Raw genomic sequence first — 23415 nt, 5'->3', positions numbered from 1 at the left:
CGTGCGCCTCGCGGTCGTGCCGCGTGGCGCTTTTTCCGGCGCATTCGCTATGCCGTCGTGCCCGCGCCGGCGGGCGCGGTCTCGGATGACTTTGGGCTGGTCGTCGTGGCGATCGTTGCAGCGGGCTTCAGCGCGTCGATCGCATCGAGTATCGCCTCGGGCGTCGCGGGCGCGCGCAGGACGGGCGCATGCGCGGCATCGGGTGCCGTCGCGGCGACGGCATCGCGGATCGCGAGAAACACCGAGAACGGCAGCAGCAGCGGCGGCTCGCCGACGGCCTTCGAGCGGAACACGGTCGGCTCGGCGTTCACGTTGCGGTACAGCTTCACGTTGAACGCGGCGGGTGTATCGCTGACGGCGGGAATCTTGTACGTCGACGGCGCGTGTGTCATCAGCCGGCCATCGCGATTCCACCAGAGCTCTTCAGTCGTGAGCCAGCCCATGCCCTGAATGAATGCGCCTTCGACCTGGCCGAGATCGATGCCCGGGTTGATCGACTGGCCGGCGTCGTGCAATGCGTCCACACGCACGAGCTTCCACTCGCCCGTCAGCGTGTCGATCACGACTTCGGAGACGGCCGCGCCATACGCGAAGTAGTAGAACGGATGGCCCGTCAGCGTCTTCGCGTCCCAGTGCACTTTGGGCGTTGCATAGAAGCCGTCGGACCACAACTGCACGCGCGCCAGATAGGCCGCGCCGACCAGTTGCGCGAACGGAATCGATGCGCCGTTCGAGTGCGCCGCGCCGTTCGCGAACGTCACGTCTTCCGTGCTGCCGCCGAGTTCTTTCGCGGCCAGCGCGGCAAGCCTTTCGCGGATCGTGCGCGCTGCGGCTTCGGCGGCCTTGCCGTTCAGGTCGCTGCCCGTCGATGCAGCGGTGGCCGACGTGTTCGCCACCTTCGACGTATCGGTGGCCGTCACGCGCACGTGCGCGAGCGGCAGTCCGAATTCGTTCGCGACGACTTGCGCGACCTTCGTGTTGAGGCCCTGGCCCATTTCGGTGCCGCCGTGGTTCACGAGCACCGAGCCGTCCTTGTAGACGTGCACGAGCGCGCCCGCCTGATTCAGAAACGGCACATTGAACGAGATGCCGAACTTCACGGGCGTATAGGCGATGCCGCGCTTGAGAACAGGACTCGTCGCGTTGAACGCGGCGATCGCTTCGCGCCTCGCGTGGTAATCGCTCGATTCGATGAGGTCATCCGTCAGCGGCGCGATGATGTTGTCCTCGACAGTCTGTCCATACGGCGTGACGTTGCGCTCGCCGATGCCGTAGAAATTCGCGCGGCGCACCTCCAGCGGATCGCGCTTCAGTTCGCGCGCGATGCCGTCCATCATCACTTCCATCACGAGCGCGCCCTGTGGCCCGCCGAAACCGCGAAACGCGGTGTTCGACTGCGTGTTCGTCTTGCACGGCAGCGCGACGATCTCGACGTCCGGCAGGTAATACGCGTTGTCGAAGTGGCAGACGGCGCGCGTCGCGACGGCACCGGAAAGATCCGCCGAAAAGCCCGCGCGCAGCGCGATCTCGACGCGCGCGCCGAGAATGCGGCCATCGTCGTCGAAGCCGGCTTCGTACTCATAGACGGCATCGTGACGCTTGCCGGTAATCATGAAGTCGTCGTCGCGATCGGCGCGCAGCTTGATCGGGCGGCGCAACCGATGCGCGGCGAGCGACGCAGCGCACGCAAACAGTGCCGATTGCGATTCCTTGCCGCCGAAGCCACCGCCCATCCGACGGCATTCGCACACGACGTTATGTGTCGGCCAGCCGAGCATATGCGCGACGACGTGCTGCATCTCGCTCGGATGCTGCGTCGAGCTATAGACGAGCATGCCGTCCATTTCCTTCGGCACGGCATACGCGACCTGGCCTTCCAGATAGAACTGCTCCTGCCCGCCCACTTCGTACGTGCCCGCGATCCGGTGCGGCGCACCGGCGATTTTCTCGGCGGGCGTGCCGCGCTTCAGATGCAACGGCGGCAACACGTACTGCTTTTTCGCCTTCGCTTCGGTGGCGGTGAGCACGGCTTCGAGCGGCTCATAGCGCACGACGTCGTCGCTCTTCGCAAGCGCCGCCGCGCGCCGCGCGAGTTCATGGTTCCGCGCGACGACGATGAAGACGGGCTGCCCGAGATACAGCACGTCGCGGTCCGCGAGAATCGGATCGTCGTGCAGCACTGGGCCGCAATTGTTTTCGCCGGGGATGTCGTCGGCCGTCAGCACGGCGACGACGCCGGGCGCCGCGCGCACGGCATCGAGATCGAGCGACACGATGCGCGCATGCGCGTGCCGCGACAGGCCGAGCGCCGCGTGCAGCGTCTGCTGAAGCTCGGGGATGTCGTCGGTGTAGGTCGCTTCGCCGCTCACGTGCAGCGCCGCCGATTCGTGCGGCAGCGGCACGCCGATCGCGGCTTGCGCCGTTTGATGTTCGGCTGGCGCGGCCTGATGGATGAAGGCATCCGTCTGCTTGTTCATGACGTCGGCTCCTGCGCGGGCGCGGCGTGATTCGCGCCTGCATCGAATGCGAATGCGTTGACGTCGCGGAGCGCGAGCGGGGCGGCGTCGCGCGTTTCCAGATGGAAGCGCCACAGCAGATTGCGCGCGACTTTCAGCCGGTACTCGGCCGACGCGCGCATGTCGGTGAGCGGCTGATAGTCGGCGGCGAGCGCTTCCATCGCCCGTCGCGCGGTCGCATCGTCCCAAGGCGCGCCGTTGAGCGCGGCCTCGGCATGCGGCGCACGCTTCGGCGTCGCGGCCATCCCGCCGAACGCGACGCGCGCATCGGCGATGATGCCGTCGTCGATGCGCAGCGCGAACGCGGCGCACACGGCCGAGATGTCCTGGTCATAGCGCTTCGACACCTTGTAGGTCCTAAAGCGCAGATCCGGCGCGGGGCGCGGCGCGCGGATCGCGGCGACGAATTCGCCTGGCTCCAGTGCAGTCTTCTGATAGCCGACATAGAACGCGTCGAGCGGCATCGTGCGCGTCTGGTGCTCGTGTTGCAGCACGACGAGCGCGTTGAGAGCGATCAGCGCCGGCATCGAATCGCCGATGGGTGAGCCGTTCGCGACATTGCCGCCGAGCGTGCCTGCGTTGCGGATCGGCAGCGACGCGAAGCGCGTCCACAGTTCGGCGAGTTCGGGGTAATCGGCCGTCAGCGCCGCGTAGGCGTCTTCGAGCGATGCGGCCGCCCCGATCGTCAGCGTCTGCGCGTCGCTCTCGATCGTCTTCAGTTCGGCGACGTTGCCGATGTAGAGGATGTCGCCCAGGTCGCGGAACTGCTTCGTGACCCACAGGCCGACGTCGGTGCTGCCCGCGAGCAGCCGTGCGTGCGGGTGCCGCGCGCGCAGCGTCGCGAAGGCGTCGAGCGTGACGGGGGCGAAGAACGTCGCCGAGCCGAATGCGGCGCCGCGCGCGTCGGGTGCTGTGTATTCGAACGTCCCTTCGCGCTGGATCGAACGGAGCGCGCCGACGACGGCGGCGCGGTCGAGCGCGACGCGCGGATACTGCTGCTCGTCGAACATCTTCTGCGCCGCTTCGACGATTGGCCGGTAGCCGGTGCAGCGGCACAGATTGCCGGAAAGCGCAGTGTTGATCTCGTCGCGGGTGGGCAGGCCCGCGCCCACGGGCTGGTTTTCGTACAGCGCCCACATCGACATCACGAAGCCGGGCGTGCAGAACCCGCACTGCGAGCCGTGGCAATCGACCATCGCCTGCTGGACGGGGTGCAGAGCGCCGTTCGCGGCGCGCAGATCTTCGACGGTGAAGAGCGCACGGCCGTCGAGCGTGGGAAGAAACTGGATGCACGCGTTGACTGCCTTGAGCGAAAGCCCGCCGTGCGCATCGACTTCACCGATGACGATCGTGCAGGCGCCGCAATCGCCTTCCGCGCAGCCTTCCTTGGTTCCCGTGCAATGCAGATCGTCGCGCAGATGCTGGAGCACGGTGCGCGAAGCGGGCGCGTCGGCGACTTCGCGGACGGTCCCCTGGTGATAGAAACGGATGGTTTGCGTTGTCACGGCGAATCCTGAAGACATTGCGGACCAGGCGCGCGTTACGCATGGGGTCGCGCCGTAGCCGGCCTCGCGCACGTAGATCGCCATCCATGACTGAACATAACACCACTTTGTCCCAAAAATATTTCCGGGCGCGAATGGGGGTTATTCGTGAGCGGTCATGAGGGGCGCGGCATTGAGGATGCGAGCGAGGCGCGGGCGTGCCGAAAAAGGGCGTGAAGCCTTATGGCGTGAGGCTTTGCGTGGTTGGCGCTTGGGGGGGGGCAGGTTGTTGGGCGATGCGCTCGCGGCGTACGGCGGCGGGCCAGGTGTTTACGCCGAAGACGAGCCGGGTCGTCGCGCCCACGGGAGCAAGCAACGGCAACGCGAACGGTCCCGGCTCGGCGGATCAGAAACATTGCGCCGGAAAGCCCATTCCGGCGCAGTCCAGCAGAATCAGCGTGTCCGCCGGTTTAGCCAAAGGCTTGCCGCGAGAGCCAGGAACGCGACGGTGAATCCAACCAGCGACCACTGCGGCAGCGAGAGACCGAGAATCGGCGGATAGGGCGTCTCGCACAGCCCGGCGACCTTGAACACGCCCGGAAGCCAATGTGCGGGAGGCAGCCCATCGACGATCGGCTGCAGCGCATCGAACCCGCAGCTGAAGTTCGGGTGCGACTGCACATACACATGCCGCACGGCCGTCGCCACGCCGGCGAGCGCGGAGATCAGCGCCAGCCCTTCGAGCGCGCGCACGCCGCGCCATCCGCGCATGGTTGCGCCGATAAAAGCGAACGCGGCGATCAGCAGATAGAAATACCGCTGGATGATGCACAGCGGGCAAGGGTCTTCATGCTCGACGAACTGAAGATAAAGCGCCCCGCCGACGAGCGCGATGCAGACGAGCCCGAGCAGAACGAGGAGACTGCGCTCGCGGCGCAGCGTGACGTTATCGTTGACCATAATCCTTATAGCGGTTGAGATTCCGAAAAGGCGTCGCGCGATTCTAGCCGAAGGCCGTGACGCTTGCCGGTGGGCAAAAAACTCCGCGACGAGCGGCGGGTGGTCATGAGCGCCCGTCAGGTCAGCGGATCGTGTTCAATACTGCTTCGACGGCCCGTCCTATTCCCAGCAACGCATCGTCCGCGTGCGGCGCGGCGGCCAGCATGAGCCCGACGGGCGCATCGCCGCGCGGATGGCAAGGCAGCGACAACGCGCACGCGTCGAGGAAATTGAACGCGCTCGGATTGCGCAGCACCAGACCGTTGGCGCGGAAAAACGCGTCGTCGTCATCGACGAGATCGGCGACGCGCGGTGGCACGATGGGCGCCGTCGGGGCGACGAGGGCATCGAAGCGCTGCCACATCGGGCGCGCCTCGGCGAGCACGGCGGCGCGTTCGGCGAGCAGGTCGAGATAATCGGCGGCCGTCGCCGGCTCGCCCTTCAAGATGCGCACGAGCACGCGCGGATCGTAGTCGCCGCGATGCGCTTCGAGCAGCGGCCTGTGCCACGCGTACGCCTCGATCGACGAAAAGCCGAAGCGGTTGATTTCCGCGAGGCGGTCGAGCGGCGCAAAGCGCACGTCGCTGACGATGGCACCCGCCGCTTCCAGGTGCTTCAGCGCGGCGTCGTAGGCCTGCGCGACTTCCGGCTCGATGCCGTCCGTCACGTAGTGATTCAGCACGCCGAGCCGCACGCCTTCGAGCGGCCGCGCGGCCGGGACGACGGGCTCCAGCCCCGCGAGAATCCGGTCGACGAGCGCGCAGCACGCGACCGTCACGCCGATCGGACCAAACGCATCCAGCGTCGGCGAGAGCGGCACGCCGCCTTGCTTCGGCACACGGTCGGCCGTCGGCTTGAAGCCCGTCAGGCCGCACAGCGCGGCGGGGATGCGCAGCGATCCGCCCGTGTCGCTGCCGAGCGCGACGGCCGCCATGCCGTCCGCCACCGACGCGGCCGCACCCGACGACGATCCGCCCGACACCCGTTCGTCGCCTTTCACGCCGCGCCGGTACGGCGACAGCGGATTGCCGTAGTGCGGATTCAACCCGAGGCCGGAAAACGCGAATTCGCTCATGTTCGTGCGGCCGACGATCACGGCGCCCGCGCGCTTGAGCCGCGCGACGGCAGGGGCATCCGACGCGGCAGGCGCCGCGCCCGCCAGTGCCGTCGAGCCGGCGCGCGTCACCTGGCCTTCGATGTCGAACAGGTCTTTCACCGACACGGGAATGCCCGCCAGCGGCGACAGGACAGTGCCGGCGGCGCGCAGACGGTCGTGCGCGTCGGCTGTCGCGCGGGCGTTGTCGGCGTCGACGTGCATGAATACGGTCGCGCCCTGGCCGGCGGGATCGGCGATGCGTTCGAGCGCGGCTTCGACGAGCGCGCGGCTCGTCGTGCGGCCGGCGGCGAGATCGGCGCCAAGCTGGGCGAGCGGCGGGAAGGGCGTGAAATCGGTGGACGTGGCTGTGGTCATGGCGTGCGCGGCAGGTACGGTCGACGATGGCTGGGAATCGTATTGTGACGCTTCATACGGGACACGCGCCAATCGTGCGCGATGCATTTCATCGCGCTTCGCCACAATCATCTTTCACCGTTCGTGCGGTACCATCGCGCTCTCTGTATTGCTTTTGTAAGGAAAGGCGCCATGCACCACGGAATCGGCTTCATTCAGGATCTGGCAGTCGTGATGGCGCTCGCGGGCGTCGTCACCGTGCTGTTCCATCGCCTGAAGCAGCCGGTGGTGCTCGGCTACATTGCGGCGGGCGTGATCATCGGGCCGTACACGCCGCCGTTCCAGCTGATCCACGACGAACAGACCATCCAGACGCTCGGCGAGCTCGGCGTCGTGTTCCTCATGTTTTCACTCGGGCTCGAATTCAGCCTGCGCAAGCTGGTCAAGGTCGGCGCGACGGCTATCGTGGCCGCGCTATCGGAGATCGTGCTGATGCTGTGGATCGGCTACGAGATCGGCAGCGCGTTCGGCTGGAGCCCGATGGATTCGCTGTTTCTCGGCGCGATTCTCGCAATTTCGTCGACCACGATCATCGTCAAGGCGCTCGCCGACCTGGGCCTGAAGCGCGAGAGTTTCGCGCAACTGGTGTTCGGCATTCTGATCGTCGAGGACATTCTCGGCATCGCGATGCTCGTGCTGCTGTCGGGCATTGCGCAGACGGGCGAACTTTCCGCGGGCATCGCGCTCGTCACGCTCGGCAAGCTGCTGCTGTTCATGACGGTGTCGCTGGTGGTCGGGATTCTCGTCGTGCCGCGCGCGCTCAGCTACGTCGCGAAATCGCAGAGCGACGAGATGCTGCTCGTCTCGGTGCTGGGCTTCTGCTTCGCGTTCTGCCTGCTGGTCGTCAAGCTGGACTACAGTATCGCGCTCGGCGCGTTCCTGATCGGCGCGATCATGGCCGAGTCGCGCCATCTGCATCGGATCGAGCATCTGATCGCGCCGCTGCGCGATACGTTTTCCGCAATCTTCTTCGTGACGATCGGGCTGATGCTGAACCCGGCCGTGCTGGTCGACTACGCATGGCCGATCGCGGTGATCACGATCGCGGTGATCGTCGGCAAGATCGTGTCGTGCGGCCTCGGCACTTTTCTGGCGGGCAAGGACGGGCGCACGGCGATGCGCGTCGGCATGACGGTGTCGCAGATCGGCGAGTTCTCGTTCATCATCGCGTCGCTTGGGCTCACGCTGAAGGTGACGAGCGCGTTTCTCTATCCGATTGCCGTCGCCGTGTCCGCGCTGACGACGCTCTTCACGCCGTATCTGATCCGCGCCGCCGATCCACTCACGCGGCGTCTGGGCCACGCGATGCCGCCCACCGTCGCCAACGTGTTCGGCATGTACGGACAGTGGCTCGACAGCCTGCGGCCGGCCTCGGGCGGGCCGACGGTGTTCGGTCTCACGCGGCGCATCATCCTGCAGATCGCGGTCAATCTGGCGATCGTCGCGGCCGTTTTTCTGGGCGCATCGTACGGCGCGCCGTATGGAAGCCGCTTCATCACGGAATGGCTGCCGTCGGAGCCGATGCAGCGCGTCGTGCTGTGGAGCGCGGCGCTTGTCGTCTCGATGCCGTTTCTCGTCGCCGTCTACCGGAAGACCAAGTCGCTCGCGCTGCTGCTCGCCGAAATCAGCGTGCAGCCGGCGAAGGCAGGGCGGTTCACGAGCGCGATCCGCTACGCCATTTCGGACCTCGTGCCCGTCGTCTCGATGCTGGGCGTGTTCCTGCTCGTCTCGGCGCTGTCGAGCGCGATCCTGCCGCCGACGGGCCTGCTCGTCGCCGTGCTTCTGGTCGCCGCGCTGCTGCTGGCGGTGCTCTGGCGCTGGTGCGTTCGGATTCACGCTACGATGCAGATCGCGCTGCGCGAAACCTTCGACGAACAGCCGGACCCTTGATGGCAAAGCGTCATCGAAGTGGCGCATGATGGCATTGCGCGGATGCAATCGGGGACGTTCGCACAACGTTGCATGTTGTGACGCGATGTGACGAAATGTGTGCTGGTTTGCCCCTGCACGGCGCGAGGCGGATAATGAATTATGTCTATTCGTTCGCGCGCCAGGACGCGTTTGGACTACAGTCATGAGCGAAAACAATTCCGATAACGCCGGCACACCCGGCACCCCCACTCCTTCGGCGAGCCAGCCGGGCGCGCCGAAACCCGCACCGGCTCCGACTCCCACACCCGCCAAAGAAGCGGCCTCCACCGATTCCCCCGAAAGCGCCTCCAATGTGACGCCCAAGGACGCCCCCCCGACGCGACGCAGCGAGGCCGAGCGTGCGCGCGCGAGCGCCGTGGAGGCCACTGCGCAGCAGGAAGCCGCAGCGCGCGTACAGTCGGTCGTATCGAGCGCGGAGCGGGCAGCGGCGCAAGCGGGAAGCCCTGCGGGAACGGCGGACGCATCAGGCGCGGCTGTGGCTGCGCCCGTCGGCGGCAAGCCGGAAGGCACGCTCGGCGCATCGGCGAAACCCAGTGGTTCGCCGCCGCCGGGTTTCGGCTCGGCACCGGATTTCAGCGCGGCCAATCCGCCGCCCGCCACGGCCATTCCGCCGGGACCACCCGCGTATCTGAAGCGCAGCGATTCGGCGTGGTCCGTCTTCGGACGGGTCATGGCGGCACGCGCGCGCCAGCTGTTCGACCGCGCGGGGCGCAGGATCACGCAGCGCACGTTGCGCATCGGCGTGTCGGCACGGATTTTCCATCCGGAGCCCGGCGCAAAGGGGCTGCGCGGCAAGACGCTGCAGTACCTGGAAGAATCGATTGCGCACTGGGTGATGTCGCGCGACGTGCTCGTGTTCATGATCCCGACGGTCGGCCATCAGGGCATGCTGCACCCGAGCAACATCCGTCTGCGCGACTACGCGAAGCATCTGGACGGCCTGCTGCTGCAAGGCGGCGCCGACGTGTCGCCGCAAACCTATGCCGAAGTCGCGACGCGTCCTGAGTGGCCCGGCGACCGCGTGCGCGACATGTACGAACTGGAACTGCTGCACGAGTTCATCGAATCGGGCAAGCCGGTACTGGGCGTGTGCCGCGGCTGCCAGCTGATCAACGTCGCGTTCGGCGGGACGCTGTATCAGGACATCGCCAGCGACGTGCCGACGGCGGGCGTCCACGTCAACGAGCATTACGACCAGCACCGTCACTCGGTTCACTTCCCCGAGGGCTCGACGCTCGTCAACATGTTCCCCGGACGGCGCGAGGCGATCGTCAACTCGATCCACCACCAGGCGGTCAACCAGTTGGGACGCGATCTGAATATCGAAGCGGTGTCGGCGTCGGACGGCATCATCGAAGCCGTGCGCTACCGGCGTGCGCCTTTCGTGATGGGCGTGCAGTGGCACCCGGAATTTCACCGCGCGGGCGGCCCGGAACTGCTCGATTGCACGCCGCTGCTCGATACGTTCCTGCGGGTCGCGCGTGAAACGCGTTTCTGATTTCTCCTCTTTCCGTCGATACGCGGGCGCACATCAGATGTGACGCCCGCGTTTCTTTTTTGCGTCGGCGGCTGGTCGGTGGTTGGTGACGGCGATCGTCCCGATTCCGGGTGCTCGATTCAGGAATACGGCGCATGTTTTACGATCTTTTGCGTTTGCGCATCAGATTGCTTAGTTGTCCAATTATCTCGATTTAAAGTCCTGTAGCAGCGTGTCAGAAAGGGCAAAATCCGCGCGATAATCCGAGGCTGTTTCTGGATACGCATGGAGTATCGACGTATGAAGTACCTCTTGGATCTGCGCCGCATAGGATTGCTTGCGATTACCTGCGCGCTCATGCATGGCGGCGTCGCGTGCGCGGCGGGCAAGGCGGCGTCGAACCCTGACGTCGCTCGCGCGAGCGCTGCCAAAGTCGCCCAGTCCGATGCGTCGTCTGACGCGCAAACCGATGTGGACGCTGTCGCCGAACCGGCCAGCGACGCGAATTCCGACGCGAATTCCGACGCGAATTCGGGCGCGGGCGGCGGCGTGCAGGGCGATGTCGCCGATCTGATGCAGCTGATCCACGACGGCGCGCTCACTGAAATGCGCACGACGTACAACGGCGGCTACGGCGCATCGATGTTCTTCTATGCGCAGGACATGACGTACTACGTCGCGCTGTTCCAGAACAAGCGCTTCTGGCGGGTCATCAGGACGTCCGATCAGGCGCGCGCGGAAGCCATCTATGCGGGCTTTGCGCGGCAGACGGCGCAGCTTGCCGAAGTCGAAATCCGCAGGACGCAATTGCAGGCGCAGAACGCGTCGATAGAGCGCGTGATCAGCGAGTCGCAGGCACGCGCGCAACGTTTGCAGGCGGACATCCAGGTGGCGCGCGCCCAGGAAGCGAAGGTCGCCGATTACCAGCGGCAAACACAGGACGAAATGCTTGCCTTGCGCGAAGAAAAGGAAAAGGCGCAGTCGCAATTGCGGCAGTTGCAGCAGCAGGTCCTGCAATTGCAGCGTCAGGCGGAGGCGGGATTGCCTGGCGGGCGCTGAGGGTGCCCGGCAGGCTTCGGTGAAGCCGAGTTGCGTATCGCGCTCTGTCATAAAAGAACACCCCAAATGCTGGCTTTCAGCTTTTGGGGTGTTCTTTTGTGTGCGCGCGCTGCGTCTTGTTTGACGGGCGCGCTTGCTGACCAGTGCTACTTCGAGAAGCGATCGGGGATCTCGGTGACGCGTCGTTGCGATATATGGTTCATCCACTCGGTGCTGTCCGTATCGACGTGTCCACGCGCGATGACGGCGGGTGCAATGCCGCGCATGCCCGCCGACATGGTGACGGAGGCATAGTCGCTGTTGGCTCGCGGCGACGGCGCGAACGGCGAGTAGGTGCCCGCCGTCGACGGCTGCGGACGCATGCGATGCAGCGTGCCGTGTGTCGAGTGACGTCGTGCGTCTGGCTGCGACCGCCAACCGTAGCGTGGCTCGGCATCGAGCGAGCGGATCGTCGAATGCGGAGCGCGGTGCGTGCCGGCGTCGATGATGGCGTCGCGCTCTCGCTTCGTCGAATGCTTTCGGCTCGCGGCTAGTGCGATTCGATCGGTGCCCGAACGGTCGGCGGCGTGTCCCGGCGACGCATTCGCATTCGCATCGACGGAGCGTCGGGCAACTGGGAAGGCGCGTTCGGATGCGGCTCGATTGCCGACGTTGAAGCGCCCGGCGTTCGCGAGAGATGCGCCCGGCTTGTCTGTGCCTTGCAGCGCCATCTCCCTGGAGGAGCGCGCGTTCAGATCGCCGCGAGCGCGATTCCAGGCAATGGGCGCCTCAGTCGATCTCGCGACTTTTCCGGTGCGGAGATGTTCCGAGGTAGCGGGATCATCGTCGACATGCGTTGCGCGGGCGTTGAGCGTCACGTCAGGCGCGGCTGCCAGTGTCGGCGCTGGCGCTTGCCGCTGCTGGCTCGCGACGAGCCACGCAATCACGGCCGCGCCGCTGATCGCGCATGCACCGCCTGCAATCGTGTTCCATTGGCGGTCCTTGCGCTTGAACGAGCGAGCCGGATCACGCAAGTCGAGCGGAATGGCGCTGCTGCTGGGTGCAGCAGCCGGCGCGCTCCGGGCGGCCGGCTGGCGGCGCAGGGTCTGCGGGTCCCAGCGGCACATCGCGCGAATCGCGGCGGCGTTCAGGCAGAACGTGCGCATCATCGCCGTATACAGGACTTTCAGTTCCTTTCGCAGGCTGATGTTCGGCGGCAACAGCGACCATTCACGGCCAATCGAGCGCGAAACCAGCTCGAGAGGGCGGAGGCGCGGCATCGCCATGGCGCCGGCAATGAGAGTGAATTGTGGTGTCGACACGATCTTCGCCTCGTTCCCTCGTTTTTGTTGGCATTCTTGGAGCCTCGAAGCGGCAGACAACATCAGGCGTGAACCGGCATCCTGCCTACGCTGCCCGTCGGGGCCTTCGACGCGGCATGGTGGCAGGCGGATGCAGAACGATCGATCAGATAAATCCCAAACTAATCGGGTATCAGTGATAGCCAGAAGTTCGATCCAGCCGATACACGTATCTCAGTGCGGTGATATCGACGCCGCCCATATGATCGGGCTCCGCGCCCGAAAGCTGCCAGCCCTGCCGCTCGTAGAACGCGATCGCGGGCGCATTGCCTTCGAGCACATAAAGGTAGAGCTGCGCTTCTCCGTGTTCGCGCGCCCAGTCCTGAGCGGCGCGCATCAGCAGCTTGCCCGCGCCGATGCCTTGGTGCGCGGGCAGCGCATGCAGGTTGTCGAGCAGCACGCCCCACGGGGAATCCGGCTGACGCTCGACGCACATGAAGCCGATCGGCTCTCCCGCGCGCTCGGCGATAAGCACGATGCGCCGGTCGGCACCGGGCGCCGAGAGCCGCGCGCGCCAGTAGGACGCGCGCTCTTGCACGACTTCGCCATCGAGAAACGCATCGGGCAGCAGTCCGCGGTACGTCGCCTGCCAGCTTGCGCTATGGATGGCGGCGATGAGATCGGCGTCGGCCTCGGTGGCGGGTCGCAGCGTGAGGCTCGACAGAGCGGGTGGCGAAACAGGATCGGGCATTGCAGCAGTACCGGACGGACAGGAGCAGACAGGTTGGACGGGTTAAAAGCAGGACGAAATCAGCAGGACGAAATCGCCAGGAACTCACGATACGGCGCATAGCCTCCGGCGTCATCTGGCGGCGCGGGAGCGGCGACAACCGATTCGGAAGAATTTTCCTGAAAACCCGACAACGTAAGAAAATTGTATTAGGTGCGCGGCGTTCTCAGTAACGTTATTATCGGGGTTCGCGCATCTCGTAAGCGAGATCACAGGTTTACCCTGATACATTGGTGTGATTCGCAGAAGTCAGCATACCGCGCCCACGTGAACGCCGTGCCCGGGTCAATCGCATTTGCCTCTGCCGCCCGATCCGGGCATCCGTGCTTCCGTGCGGATCGTTTCCACCGCCCAGCGCCACCTGCCTTGCGCAGGTTGCGCGCCAATAGCGAGATCGACATGGCGACAGCATCCCATGCTCACGCATCGACGGGCGATCCAAGGCCCGTACCGTATTCCGCGTCGTCAGTGGCAACTTCCTGGAAATGTACGATTTCATGGTCTACGGCTACTACGCCGGCGCGATCGCGAAGACGTATTTTCCGAGCGGCAACGAGTTCGCCTCGCTGATGCTGTCGCTGTCGGTATTCGGCGCGGGCTTCCTGATGCGTCCGCTGGGCGCGATCGTGCTCGGCGCTTACATCGACCATCACGGCCGGCGCAAGGGGCTGATCCTCACGCTGTCTCTGATGGCGCTCGGCACGCTGACGGTGGCCGCGATTCCGGGCTACGCGACGATCGGCGTGCTAGCGCCCGCGCTCGTGCTGCTCGGGCGCCTGTTGCAGGGCTTCTCGGCGGGCGTCGAGCTGGGTGGCGTGTCGGTGTATCTGTCGGAGATCGCGACGAAGGGCAACAAGGGCTTCTACTGTTCGTGGCAGTCGGGCAGCCAGCAGGTGGCCGTCGTGTTCGCCGCGCTGATCGGCGTGTTCCTGAACCGCCTCCTGCCCGCCGACCAGATGACCGCGTGGGGCTGGCGCGTGCCGTTCCTGATCGGCTGCCTGATCGTGCCGTTCCTGTTCCTGATCCGCCGCTCGCTAAAGGAAACGGAAGAGTTTCTCGCGAAGAAGCATCGCCCGACGTTCGGTGAAATCTTCCGCTCGATGGCCCAGAACTGGGGCATCGTGCTCGGCGGCATGGGCATGGTCATCATGACGACGGTGTCGTTCTACATGATCACCGCGTACACGCCGACCTTCGGCAAGGACGTGCTGAAGCTCTCCGCGATCGACACGCTGATCGTGACCGTCTGCATCGGCGTGTCGAACCTGATCTGGCTGCCCGTGTCAGGCGCGATCTCTGACCGCGTCGGCCGTCGCCCGGTGCTGCTGACGTTCACGATCCTGACGATTCTCACGTCGTACCCGGCCGTGCAGTGGCTCGTCGCCGATCCGTCGTTCGCGCGCCTGCTGATGGTCGAGCTGTGGCTGTCGTTCCTGTATGGCTGCTACAACGGCGGCATGGTGGTCGCGCTGACGGAAGTGATGCCGTCGGACGTCCGCACGGCGGTGTTCTCGCTGGCGTACAGTCTTGCAACGACGATCGGCGGCTTCACGCCCGCGATCGCGACGTATCTGATTCATGCGACGGGCAACAAGGCTGCCCCCGGCCTGTGGATGAGCGTGGCGGCCGTCTGCGGCCAGATCTCGACGCTCGTGCTGTACCGCACGCCGGAAGCGCGCAACCAGTTCCGGGCGGCTTAAAAGCACTTTTCGCCCATCCTGCTGCGTCGCCGGAAAACACAACCCCCGCTTGCTGGCGGGTTTTTTTATTGGATCGTTGGCGAAGCAAGGCGGCGCAATCAACTTCAACTGCGCAGCGCGGACACCACCTCTTCGACGACGTCCGCCCACGCGCCCGGCCGTGGCTGCCGCACGAGACGCGCCGACGGATACCACGGACTGCGCGCGTCGCCGACGAACCAGCGCCAGTCGGCGGCGAACGGCAGCATCAGCCACAGCGGCCTGTTCAGCGCGCCTGTCAGATGCGCGATCGACGTATCGACCGACACCACGCCGTCTAGCCGCTCGATGATCGCCGCAGTGTCCGCGAAATCCTGGATGCGCGTATCGAAGCGATGAATGTTCTTCGCGCGCGGATGCGCGTCGAGCGCCGCGCGCTCGTCGTCGCTGAGCGCGGGCTGCAGCACGATCCAGTCGATGCCGTCGAGCGCGAACAGCGGTTCCAGCGCTTCGAGCGGCAGCGAGCGATTTTCCTGACGCTGCGCGCGTCCCGACCACGCGAGGCCGATCTTGCGCTTTGCGTGTCCGCCGAGCGAACCGCGCCACGTGCGGCGCGACGCAGCGGGCGCATTCAGATAAGGCGTGCGCGCCGGAATCGCGTCGAAATCGGTGCCGAGCGCGAGCGGCAGGCTCAGCAACGGGCACTGCAAGTCGGCGTGCGGGCGCTTCGCGCCTTGCGCGATCAACGTGATGCGCCATTGCTGCGCGGTGGGCGCGAGCAGCGAGACGAGTTGCGGCTGCACTTCGAGCACGACATGCGCGGCGCGCTGCGCGGCAATTTCGACGAAGCGCACGAACTGCAGCGTATCGCCGAAGCCCTGTTCCGCGTGCACGAAGAGCGTGCGTCCGGCGATCGGCTCGCCGTTCCAGCGCGGCAGCGACGCCGCGTTCGGCGACTGCGCCGCAGTCTCCAGACGCCATTCGTATTCGGGCAGGCCGCGCTTGAAATTGCCGAGCGTGAGCAGCGTCACGCCGCGGTTCATATGCGCGATGGCGAGATCGGGCCGCAGACGCAGCGCCTGATCGAACGCGCGAATCGCGGCTTCGTGCGCGCCGAGCGCATGATGCGCGGCGCCGAGGCTCAGCCACGCGAGCGCGAAGGTGGGGTCGAGGCCGACCGCGCGCTCGAAACGCGGCCATGCCTCTTCGTGACGGCCGAGCGCGGCGAGCGCGTTGCCGAGCCCAAAGAGTGCGGGCGGCAGGTTCGGCTGAAGCGCGAGCGCGGCTTCGAACGCGGCCACGGCTTCCTGATGCCGGCCCGTCGCGTCGAGCGTATTGCCGAGATTGAACTGCGCGGCGACGAAGCGCGGCTCCGCGCTGAGTGCCGCGCGGAAATGCACGATCGCCTCGTCGGCTGAGCCGAGCGCATTGAGCGCCATGCCGAGATTGTTGTGCGCGCCCGCGTGGCCCGGCCGCAGTTCGAGCGCGCGCCGTAACGAGTCGACGGCTTCGCGATGGCGTCCGAGCGCATGCAGCGCGTTGCCGAGATTGACGTGCGACGACGCGTCCGTCGGCTGGAGCCGCAAGGACTTCTGGAAAGCATCGACGGCATCTTCGTGACGGCCGGCGAGCGCGTACGCGTTGCCGAGGTTGTAGTGCGCGATCGCAAACGCGGGCGCGAGGGTCAGCGCGTTGCGAAAGCGTTCGATTGCCTTGTCGAGCTGGCCGAGCGCCTTCAGCGCATTGCCGAGGTTCAGCTGCAGCGCGGCGTCCTGCGGGCGCAGGTCGGCGGCACGGCGCACGAGGTTGGCCGCTTCTTCGTGCTGGCCTTGCTGGTGGCACAGCACGCCGAGCAGATGCAGCGCGTCGACGTGAGCAGGATCGAGTTCGAGCGTCGCGCGATAGCCGCGCTCTGCGTCGTCGAGCCGGCCGTCACGATGCGCGCTGTACGCGCGATCGAAAAGGGGTTGCATGACGGAGGCGGTGGGGGTGATGCGGGAAAACGCGCATTCTCCCACACTCGGCGCGCGCACCTCCGACTTGACGCGGCGAGTGTTGCTCAATAACATATGAACACATGTTCATATGTATGTCCGAATCATGTCAGCCGTTGTCTCTTTCAATGCCGACGATCGCGTCGTGCAGATCGCCGATCTGTTTCGCCTGCTTGGCGAGCCGACGCGCCTGCGCATCGTGCTCACGTGCGTCGACGAGCGGCGCGCGGTGGGCGCGATCGCCGAGTCGTTGAAGCTGTCGCCTTCGCTCGTGAGCCATCATCTGCGGCTGTTGCGCGCGGCGCGCATCGTGCGCGCGGAGCGGCAGGGCAAGCAGGTGTTCTACGTGGCGGCGGACCGCCACATCAGCGGCATGCTGGCGGACATGCTCGAACACGTCGCCGAACCTCTCAACGATTCCGTCGGCGAACCGGCCGTCGAACTCGCGCAGGACCACACATGAAATACAACACCAACACAACCACGGATGCCGCGGCAGCGAAGCATCAGCCCGCGCCCGGCTCGCACGCGCACACGGACGCATGCGATCACGCGGGCGATGACCACGCAGCGCACGAACAAGAACACGAACACGATCACGGCCATGCGCACGCGGATGGCGGCAACGCCTCGCATGCGCATCATCACGGCCACGGCCATCATCACCATCACCACGCGCCCGTCGCGGGACATGGCCGCGCGTTTGCGCTCGCCGTCGCGCTGAACGTGTTCATCGTCGTGGTGCAAGCGGTCTATGGCGTGCTTGCCAACTCGACGGCGCTGCTCGCCGATGCCGGCCACAATCTCTCCGACGTGCTGGGCCTTTTGCTCGCGTGGGGCGCGACATGGCTCGCGACGCGCCGGCCATCGGCGCGCTATACGTTCGGCCTCGGCGGCTCGTCGATTCTCGCGAGCCTGCTCAATGCGGGATTGCTGCTGTTCGCGTGCGGCGTGATCGTCGCGGAAGCGGTCGGTCGTCTGATTCATCCCGCGCCCGTCGCGGGTCTCGATGTGTTCATCGTCGCGGCCGTCGGCATGGTCGTGAACGGCTTCTCCGCGTGGCTCTTCATGCGCGGCCAGGAAGACGATCTGAACATCCGCGGTGCGTTTCTGCACATGGCGGCCGACGCCGCGGTGTCCGCCGCCGTCGCGATCAGCGGTCTCGCGATTCTCTTCACTGGATGGACCTGGCTCGATCCGGTGATGAGCATCGTCGTGGTCGCGGTGATCGTCTATGGCACGTGGGGCCTGCTGCGCGATTCCGTGAGCCTCGCGCTCGATGCCGTGCCACCCGGCGTCGACGTGCAGAAGATCCGTGACTACCTCGCCGCGCAGCCGGGCGTGATCGATGTGCACGATCTGCACGTATGGGCGATCTCGACGACGGGCAACGCGCTGTCCGCGCATCTCGTGATACCGGACGGGCATCCGGGTGACAACGTGATCGACGGCATCGTCTGCACGTTGCGCGACGAGTTCGACATGCATCACGCGACGTTGCAGGTCGACATGGGAACGACGCATCACCGCTGTTCGCTCGATCACGCGCACGGTACGCATTGAGCCCTCGCACCGCGTGTGTGTTTGATGCGACGCGTCGTCGGCGATGCCGCAGCGATGGGAAGGCACGGCGTACACTAGGTCTGTTTGCATAAGACCCTAAGCATGTCCGACAGCGGAGGTCTGCATGACGGGTGCTTCCTTCGACGTGCCGCCCGTGCTGATCGTCGGCGCGGGGCCGACGGGACTCGCGGCGGCCATGAGCCTTGCACGCGCGCGCGTGCCCGTGCGGCTCATCGACAAGGCGCCGCAACCCGATCCCCATTCGCGCGCGATCGGCATTCAGGCACGCACACTCGAACTGCTGGAACAGCATCGCCTCGTCGAACCGTTTCTCGATCTCGGCCATCGCGCGCGTGCCGCGAACCTCTACTCAAATGGGCAGCGTCTTGCGCGGCTCGATTTCGATCCGCTGCAAACGCGCTATCCGTATCTGCTGTTCCTCGATCAATCGATCACAGAGCGCCTGCTGACAGAGCACCTCGCAACACTCGGCGTGCACGTCGAACGCGGCGTCGAACTGACGATGTTCGCGCAGGGCTCGGCGGGCATCAACGCGACGTTGCATCGCGCGGACGGCCACATCGAGACGCTTCATCCGTCGTACATGATCGCCGCCGACGGCGCGCACAGCGCGATCCGCCATCGGCTCGGCATGAGCTTCGCGGGCAAGACGTTCGAGCAGACCTTTCTGCTCGCCGACGCCGAGGTCGATACGGGCTGGTCCGACGACGAGTTCCACATCTTCGCGTCGGGCGCGGGGCTTGCGGGGCTGTTTCCGATGGGCAAGGGCCGGCACCGGTTGATCGCCGATCATCCCGCGATGCCATCGAACGCATCGGCGAGCGGCAACCCGGCGCCGCTTTCGTCGATCCCCGCGCCGACGCTCGACGAGTGCCGGCAGATCGCGAAGAGCCGCATCCATCATCCCATCGTGCTGACGGCGCTCTCGTGGTCGAGCTACTTTCACCTGAATAGCCGCATGGTCGAGCAGTTGCGCGTGCAGCGCGTGTTTCTCGCCGGCGATTCCGCGCACGTGCACAGCCCGGCGGGCGCGCAAGGGATGAACACGGGCATCCAGGAAGCCTTCAACCTGGGCTGGAAGCTCGCGCGTGTGCTGAAGGGCGACGCACCCGACCGCCTGCTTGACACCTATCACATCGAGCGTCATCCCATCGAGCGCGACGTGCTGCGTCAGACGACCTTCGTCACGCACATGGCGGAAGCGGATCATGGTCCGATGAAGCTGCTGCGCGATCGCGTGATGCCCGTGCTGGCCGCGCTCGGACCGTTGCGCGATGCCGCGCGGCTTACCGTCAGCGAGCTGTCGGTTCAATACCGGCGCAGTCCGCTGACGCTCGAACGCGTACTCGACGGCGGTCCGCGTGCGGGCGAGCGCGCGCCCGATGCGCTCGTGCATGTCGTCGATGGGCCGTTGGGACGCGCGCCCGGCGTCGGCTGCATTTTCGATCTGCACGACCCCGCGTTCTTTTCGCTTTTTCTGCTCGTCGATCCGCCCGAAGATGCGGCATCGAACAACGGCAAGCTGCTCCCGCTGTCCCGCAAGCCCGTGCGTGCCGCCGATCTCGGCCGTTTCGTCGCGGCCGTCGAAGACCTGCTGCCGGGTGCGGTGCGTGTCTGGCGCGTGTCGGATGCGAACGGCGAGGGCGGTGGCCCGTCGCTCAGCGAATCGTTCGGACGCACGCGGCCTTCGTTCTATCTGGTGCGGCCCGACGGCTACGTCTGCGCGCGCGGCCGCCCCGGCTCCGATCTGAACGGACTGCTGCGCCATTGCGAAGCGTGGTTCGCGAAGAGCGCGCTGCCCGAGCCGCCGTCGCCGGCGCAGTGACGCGCCAATAAAAAAAGCGTTCGCATCGGGGACGATGCGAACGCCAGGTGCTGTTGCTTCTGCGTGAATGAAAGCGTGCTACGCCGCCGCTGCCTCCTTCGGCGTCAGATCTTCGCGATGCCGGACGAGCGCCTCGCGGACCATCTCATGCAACTCGAGCTCCACGCCTTCGGGCTTCGTGTGAAGCGTGGCCAGCAGCGCGCGACGCATCCGCGGTTCCCAGAAGCGGCGGATATGATCCGCGATGTTGTCGATCGCTTCTTCGCGATCCGGCATCGACTCGAAGAAATCGCCGATCCGGTTTGCCATGTCGACCAGGTTGTGTTCATCCATTGTGTTGCCTCACTTGCCTGACGTGGTAGCCGCCAGCTCGCGGTTGCGCAGATGCTCGAGCTGTTCGTTGTTGAAGCGCGAGTAGTCCTGCTGCCATTGCGACGGCTGCTCGACGGGCAGCACCTGCACGGCCGTCACCTTGTACTCGGGGCAGTTGGTCGCCCAGTCGGAGCTTTCCGTCGTGATCACGTTCGCGCCCGATTCGGGGAAGTGGAACGTCGTATAGACGACGCCCGGCTGCATCCGGTCGGCCACTTTCGCGCGCAGCACGGTGTAGCCCGCGCGCGATTCGATGCCGACCCAGTCGCCGTCCTTGATGCCGCGGTCCTCGGCGTCTTGCGGATGGATCTCCAGGCGGTCCTCCTCGTGCCAGCGCGAGTTCTCCGTGCGGCGCGTCTGCGCGCCGACGTTGTACTGCGACAGGATGCGGCCCGTCGTCAGGATCAGCGGGTACTTCTGCGTGACCTTTTCCGGCGACGCGACGTACCGCGTGATCACGAACTTGCCCTTGCCGCGCACGAACTCGTCGATGTGCATCGTCGGCGTGCCTTCCGGCGCGTGTTCGTTGCATGGCCACTGGATGCTGCCCAGCTCGTCGATCTTCTCGAACGACACGCCGTGGAAAGTCGGCGTGAGGCGCGCGATCTCATCCATGATCTGCGACGGATGCGTGTAGTCCATCTCGTAGCCGAGCGCGCGAGAGAGCAGGATCGTCACTTCCCAGTCCGAGTAGCCGGCGAGCGGCGGCATCACCTTGCGCACGCGCGAGATGCGGCGTTCGGCATTCGTGAACGTGCCGTCCTTTTCGAGGAACGTCGAGCCCGGCAGCAGCACGTGTGCGTACTTCGCGGTCTCGTTCAGGAAGATGTCCTGCACGACGATGCATTCCATCGACGACAGCGCCGCGCCCACATGCTGCGTGTTCGGATCGGACTGAACGATGTCTTCGCCCTGGCAGTACAAGCCCATGAACGTGCCGTGAATCGCGGCGTCGAACATGTTCGGAATGCGCAGGCCCGGTTCCGGCTGGAGCGTCACGCCCCATTCGCCTTCGAACAGCGAGCGGGTGATCGTATCGCTGATATGACGGTAGCCCGGCAGCTCGTGCGGGAACGAGCCCATGTCGCACGAGCCCTGCACGTTGTTCTGACCGCGCAGCGGATTCACGCCGACGCCTTCGCGGCCGATGTTGCCCGTCGCCATCGCGAGGTTCGCGATGCCCATCACGGTCGTCGAGCCTTGCGCGTGTTCCGTCACGCCCAGGCCGTAGTAGATCGCCGCGTTGCCGCCCGTCGCGTAGAGACGCGCGGCTTCGCGCACGTCCTGCGCCGGCACGCCCGTCACGCTTTCCATCATCTCCGGCGAGTTTTCCGGCAGCGCGACGAAATCGCGCCATTGCTGGAACGCGCGCGTCTCGCAGCGCTCGGCGATGAACTTCTCGTTCAGCAGGCCTTCCGCGACGATCACGTGAGCAAGCGACGTGACGATCGCGACGTTCGTACCCGGACGCAGTTGCAGATGGTGCGTGGCCTTCACGTGCGCGGTATCGACGATATCGATGCGGCGCGGGTCGATGACGATCAGCTTCGCGCCCTGACGCACGCGGCGCTTCAGACGCGAGCCGAACACCGGGTGGCCGTCGGTCGGATTCGCGCCGATCACGATGATCACATCCGACTTGTCGACGGACGCGAACGTCTGCGTGCCCGCCGATTCGCCGAGCGTCGTCTTGAGGCCGTAGCCCGTCGGCGAGTGGCACACGCGCGCGCAGGTGTCGACGTTGTTGTTGCCGAACGCGGCGCGCACGAGCTTCTGCACCAGATACGTTTCTTCGTTCGTGCAGCGCGACGACGTGATGCCGCCGATCGAATCGCGGCCGTACTTCTGCTGGATGCGGCGGAACTCCGACGCCGCGTAGTTCAGCGCTTCTTCCCAGCTGACTTCGCGCCACGGATCGGTGATCTTCGCGCGGATCATCGGCTTCTTGATGCGGTCCTTGTGTGTCGCGTAGCCCCATGCGAAGCGTCCCTTCACGCACGCATGGCCTTCGTTCGCCTGGCCGTTCTTGTGCGGCACCATCCGCACGACCTCGTTGCCCTTCATCTCGGCCTTGAACGAGCAGCCGACGCCGCAGTACGCGCACGTCGTCACGACGGAGTGTTCGGCCTGGCCCATCATCACGATGCTCTTCTCTTGCAGCGTCGCCGTCGGGCATGCCGCGACGCACGCGCCGCACGACACGCACTCCGATTCCATGAACGGCTGGCTCTCGCTCGCGGCGACGCGCGATTCGAAGCCGCGTCCGCTGATGGTCAGCGCGAACGTGCCTTGCGTCTCTTCGCACGCGCGCACGCAGCGGTTGCAGACGATGCACTTCGACGGGTCGTACGTGAAGTACGGGTTCGACTCGTCCTTCTGGTCCTTCAGGTGATTCGCGCCGTCGAAGCCATAGCGCACTTCGCGCAGGCCCGTCACGCCCGCCATGTCCTGCAGCTCGCAGTTGCCGTTGGCGGGGCAGGTGAGGCAGTCGAGCGGGTGATCGGAGATGTACAGCTCCATCACGTTGCGGCGCAGGTCCTGCAGGCGATCCGTCTGCGTGCGCACCTTCATGCCCGCTTCGACAGGCGTCGTGCACGATGCGGGATAGCCGCGCCGTCCTTCGATTTCGACGAGACACAGGCGACACGAGCCGAACGGCTCGAGCGAATCGGTGGCGCACAGCTTCGGGATGTTGACGCCCGCTTCGGCAGCGGCGCGCATCACCGACGTGCCCGCGGGCACCGTGATCGACTCGCCGTCGATTTCGAGCGTCACGTCGACGTCGGAGTGGCGCAGCGGCGTGCCGTAGTCGGTATCGTCGAACGGGCCCCGCTCGTTGCGCAGCGCACCTGCCTTGCAGGCACAGTTGCCGGAGCCGCAGCCGCCGGACTTGAAGGTGATCGGATCAGACATG

Annotated in this window: 16 protein-coding genes; 7 read left to right on the top strand and 9 right to left on the bottom strand. The window is 65.9% G+C overall.

All coding sequences use genetic code 11. The features are described 5' to 3' along the window. Nucleotides 1-47 precede the first annotated feature (47 nt). The 4 genes from xdhB to AB4Y32_RS14690 all read right to left on the bottom strand — a co-directional run bounded on the left by xdhB (nucleotide 48) and on the right by AB4Y32_RS14690 (nucleotide 6470). The gene (gene xdhB / locus AB4Y32_RS14705; RefSeq protein ID WP_368722014.1) at nucleotides 48-2477 is read right to left on the bottom strand and encodes a xanthine dehydrogenase molybdopterin binding subunit; all 2430 of its coding nucleotides are present in this window, start codon (nucleotides 2475-2477) and stop codon (nucleotides 48-50) included. Beyond that, nucleotides 2474-4021 (bottom strand): xanthine dehydrogenase small subunit, encoded by a 1548-nt coding sequence (xdhA, locus tag AB4Y32_RS14700; RefSeq protein ID WP_368722013.1) that lies wholly within the window; start codon nucleotides 4019-4021, stop codon nucleotides 2474-2476. Before xdhA ends, xdhB begins: the two co-directional genes overlap by 4 nt. A 432-nt stretch (nucleotides 4022-4453) precedes the next feature. Then, a complete protein-coding gene (locus AB4Y32_RS14695; RefSeq protein ID WP_368722012.1) occupies nucleotides 4454-4960 on the bottom strand; it encodes a disulfide bond formation protein B in 507 nt (168 codons plus the stop codon). Nucleotides 4961-5081: 121 nt separating this feature from the next. After that, nucleotides 5082-6470: an amidase gene (locus AB4Y32_RS14690; RefSeq protein WP_368722011.1), complete on the bottom strand. Its 1389-nt coding sequence runs from the start codon at nucleotides 6468-6470 to the stop codon at nucleotides 5082-5084. A 171-nt stretch (nucleotides 6471-6641) separates the two neighbouring features. Here AB4Y32_RS14690 and AB4Y32_RS14685 point away from each other — a divergent pair, with 171 nt between their 5' ends. The 3 genes from AB4Y32_RS14685 (at nucleotide 6642) to AB4Y32_RS14675 (ending at nucleotide 10977) form a co-directional block, all read left to right on the top strand. Continuing rightward, the gene (locus AB4Y32_RS14685) at nucleotides 6642-8399 is read left to right on the top strand and encodes a cation:proton antiporter (RefSeq protein WP_368722010.1); all 1758 of its coding nucleotides are present in this window, start codon (nucleotides 6642-6644) and stop codon (nucleotides 8397-8399) included. Nucleotides 8400-8583: 184 nt separating this feature from the next. Then, a complete protein-coding gene (locus AB4Y32_RS14680; protein ID WP_368722009.1) occupies nucleotides 8584-9939 on the top strand; it encodes a gamma-glutamyl-gamma-aminobutyrate hydrolase family protein in 1356 nt (451 codons plus the stop codon). 279 nt (nucleotides 9940-10218) lie between these two features. Beyond that, the gene (locus AB4Y32_RS14675) at nucleotides 10219-10977 is read left to right on the top strand and encodes a DUF2968 domain-containing protein (RefSeq protein WP_368722008.1); all 759 of its coding nucleotides are present in this window, start codon (nucleotides 10219-10221) and stop codon (nucleotides 10975-10977) included. A gap of 146 nt (nucleotides 10978-11123) precedes the next feature. Here the strand turns inward: AB4Y32_RS14675 and AB4Y32_RS14670 are convergent, their stop codons facing one another. Continuing rightward, nucleotides 11124-12236: a hypothetical protein gene (locus AB4Y32_RS14670; protein WP_368722007.1), complete on the bottom strand. Its 1113-nt coding sequence runs from the start codon at nucleotides 12234-12236 to the stop codon at nucleotides 11124-11126. 214 nt (nucleotides 12237-12450) lie between these two features. After that, on the bottom strand, nucleotides 12451-13008 hold the full coding sequence (locus AB4Y32_RS14665; RefSeq protein WP_368722006.1) for an N-acetyltransferase family protein: 558 nt from the start codon (nucleotides 13006-13008) through the stop codon (nucleotides 12451-12453). A 449-nt stretch (nucleotides 13009-13457) separates the two neighbouring features. Here AB4Y32_RS14665 and AB4Y32_RS14660 point away from each other — a divergent pair, with 449 nt between their 5' ends. Continuing rightward, nucleotides 13458-14747 carry an MFS transporter gene (locus tag AB4Y32_RS14660; protein ID WP_368722135.1) on the top strand — a complete coding sequence of 430 codons (1290 nt, stop codon included), beginning with the start codon at nucleotides 13458-13460 and terminating at the stop codon, nucleotides 14745-14747. Between the two features lie 104 nt (nucleotides 14748-14851). Here AB4Y32_RS14660 and AB4Y32_RS14655 read toward each other — a convergent pair whose 3' ends face one another. After that, a complete protein-coding gene (locus tag AB4Y32_RS14655) occupies nucleotides 14852-16699 on the bottom strand; it encodes a tetratricopeptide repeat protein (protein ID WP_368722005.1) in 1848 nt (615 codons plus the stop codon). A gap of 127 nt (nucleotides 16700-16826) precedes the next feature. Between AB4Y32_RS14655 and AB4Y32_RS14650 the strand changes: the two genes are divergently transcribed. From AB4Y32_RS14650 to AB4Y32_RS14640, 3 genes are all read left to right on the top strand, one after another. After that, complete coding sequence (locus tag AB4Y32_RS14650) at nucleotides 16827-17183, top strand: ArsR/SmtB family transcription factor (RefSeq protein ID WP_368722004.1); 357 nt, start codon at nucleotides 16827-16829, stop codon at nucleotides 17181-17183. Then, complete coding sequence (locus AB4Y32_RS14645; RefSeq protein WP_368722003.1) at nucleotides 17180-18283, top strand: cation diffusion facilitator family transporter; 1104 nt, start codon at nucleotides 17180-17182, stop codon at nucleotides 18281-18283. The genes AB4Y32_RS14650 and AB4Y32_RS14645 overlap by 4 nt, the downstream gene beginning before the upstream one ends. 124 nt (nucleotides 18284-18407) lie before the next feature. Beyond that, nucleotides 18408-20129: an FAD-dependent monooxygenase gene (locus AB4Y32_RS14640; RefSeq protein WP_368722002.1), complete on the top strand. Its 1722-nt coding sequence runs from the start codon at nucleotides 18408-18410 to the stop codon at nucleotides 20127-20129. 78 nt (nucleotides 20130-20207) lie between these two features. On the opposite strand, the gene AB4Y32_RS14635 is transcribed toward AB4Y32_RS14640, so the two are convergent. Next, a complete protein-coding gene (locus tag AB4Y32_RS14635; protein WP_087738044.1) occupies nucleotides 20208-20462 on the bottom strand; it encodes a formate dehydrogenase subunit delta in 255 nt (84 codons plus the stop codon). Nucleotides 20463-20471: 9 nt separating this feature from the next. After that, a complete protein-coding gene (gene fdhF, locus AB4Y32_RS14630) occupies nucleotides 20472-23414 on the bottom strand; it encodes a formate dehydrogenase subunit alpha (protein ID WP_368722001.1) in 2943 nt (980 codons plus the stop codon). Between the last annotated feature and the right edge of the window lies 1 nt (nucleotide 23415).

The sequence above is a fragment of the Paraburkholderia phymatum genome (assembly GCF_040965635.1).
Lineage (GTDB): Bacteria > Pseudomonadota > Gammaproteobacteria > Burkholderiales > Burkholderiaceae > Paraburkholderia > Paraburkholderia phymatum_B.
The sequence above is the reverse complement of the archived record's forward strand: the minus strand, read 5'-3'. Positions and strand labels throughout refer to the sequence as shown.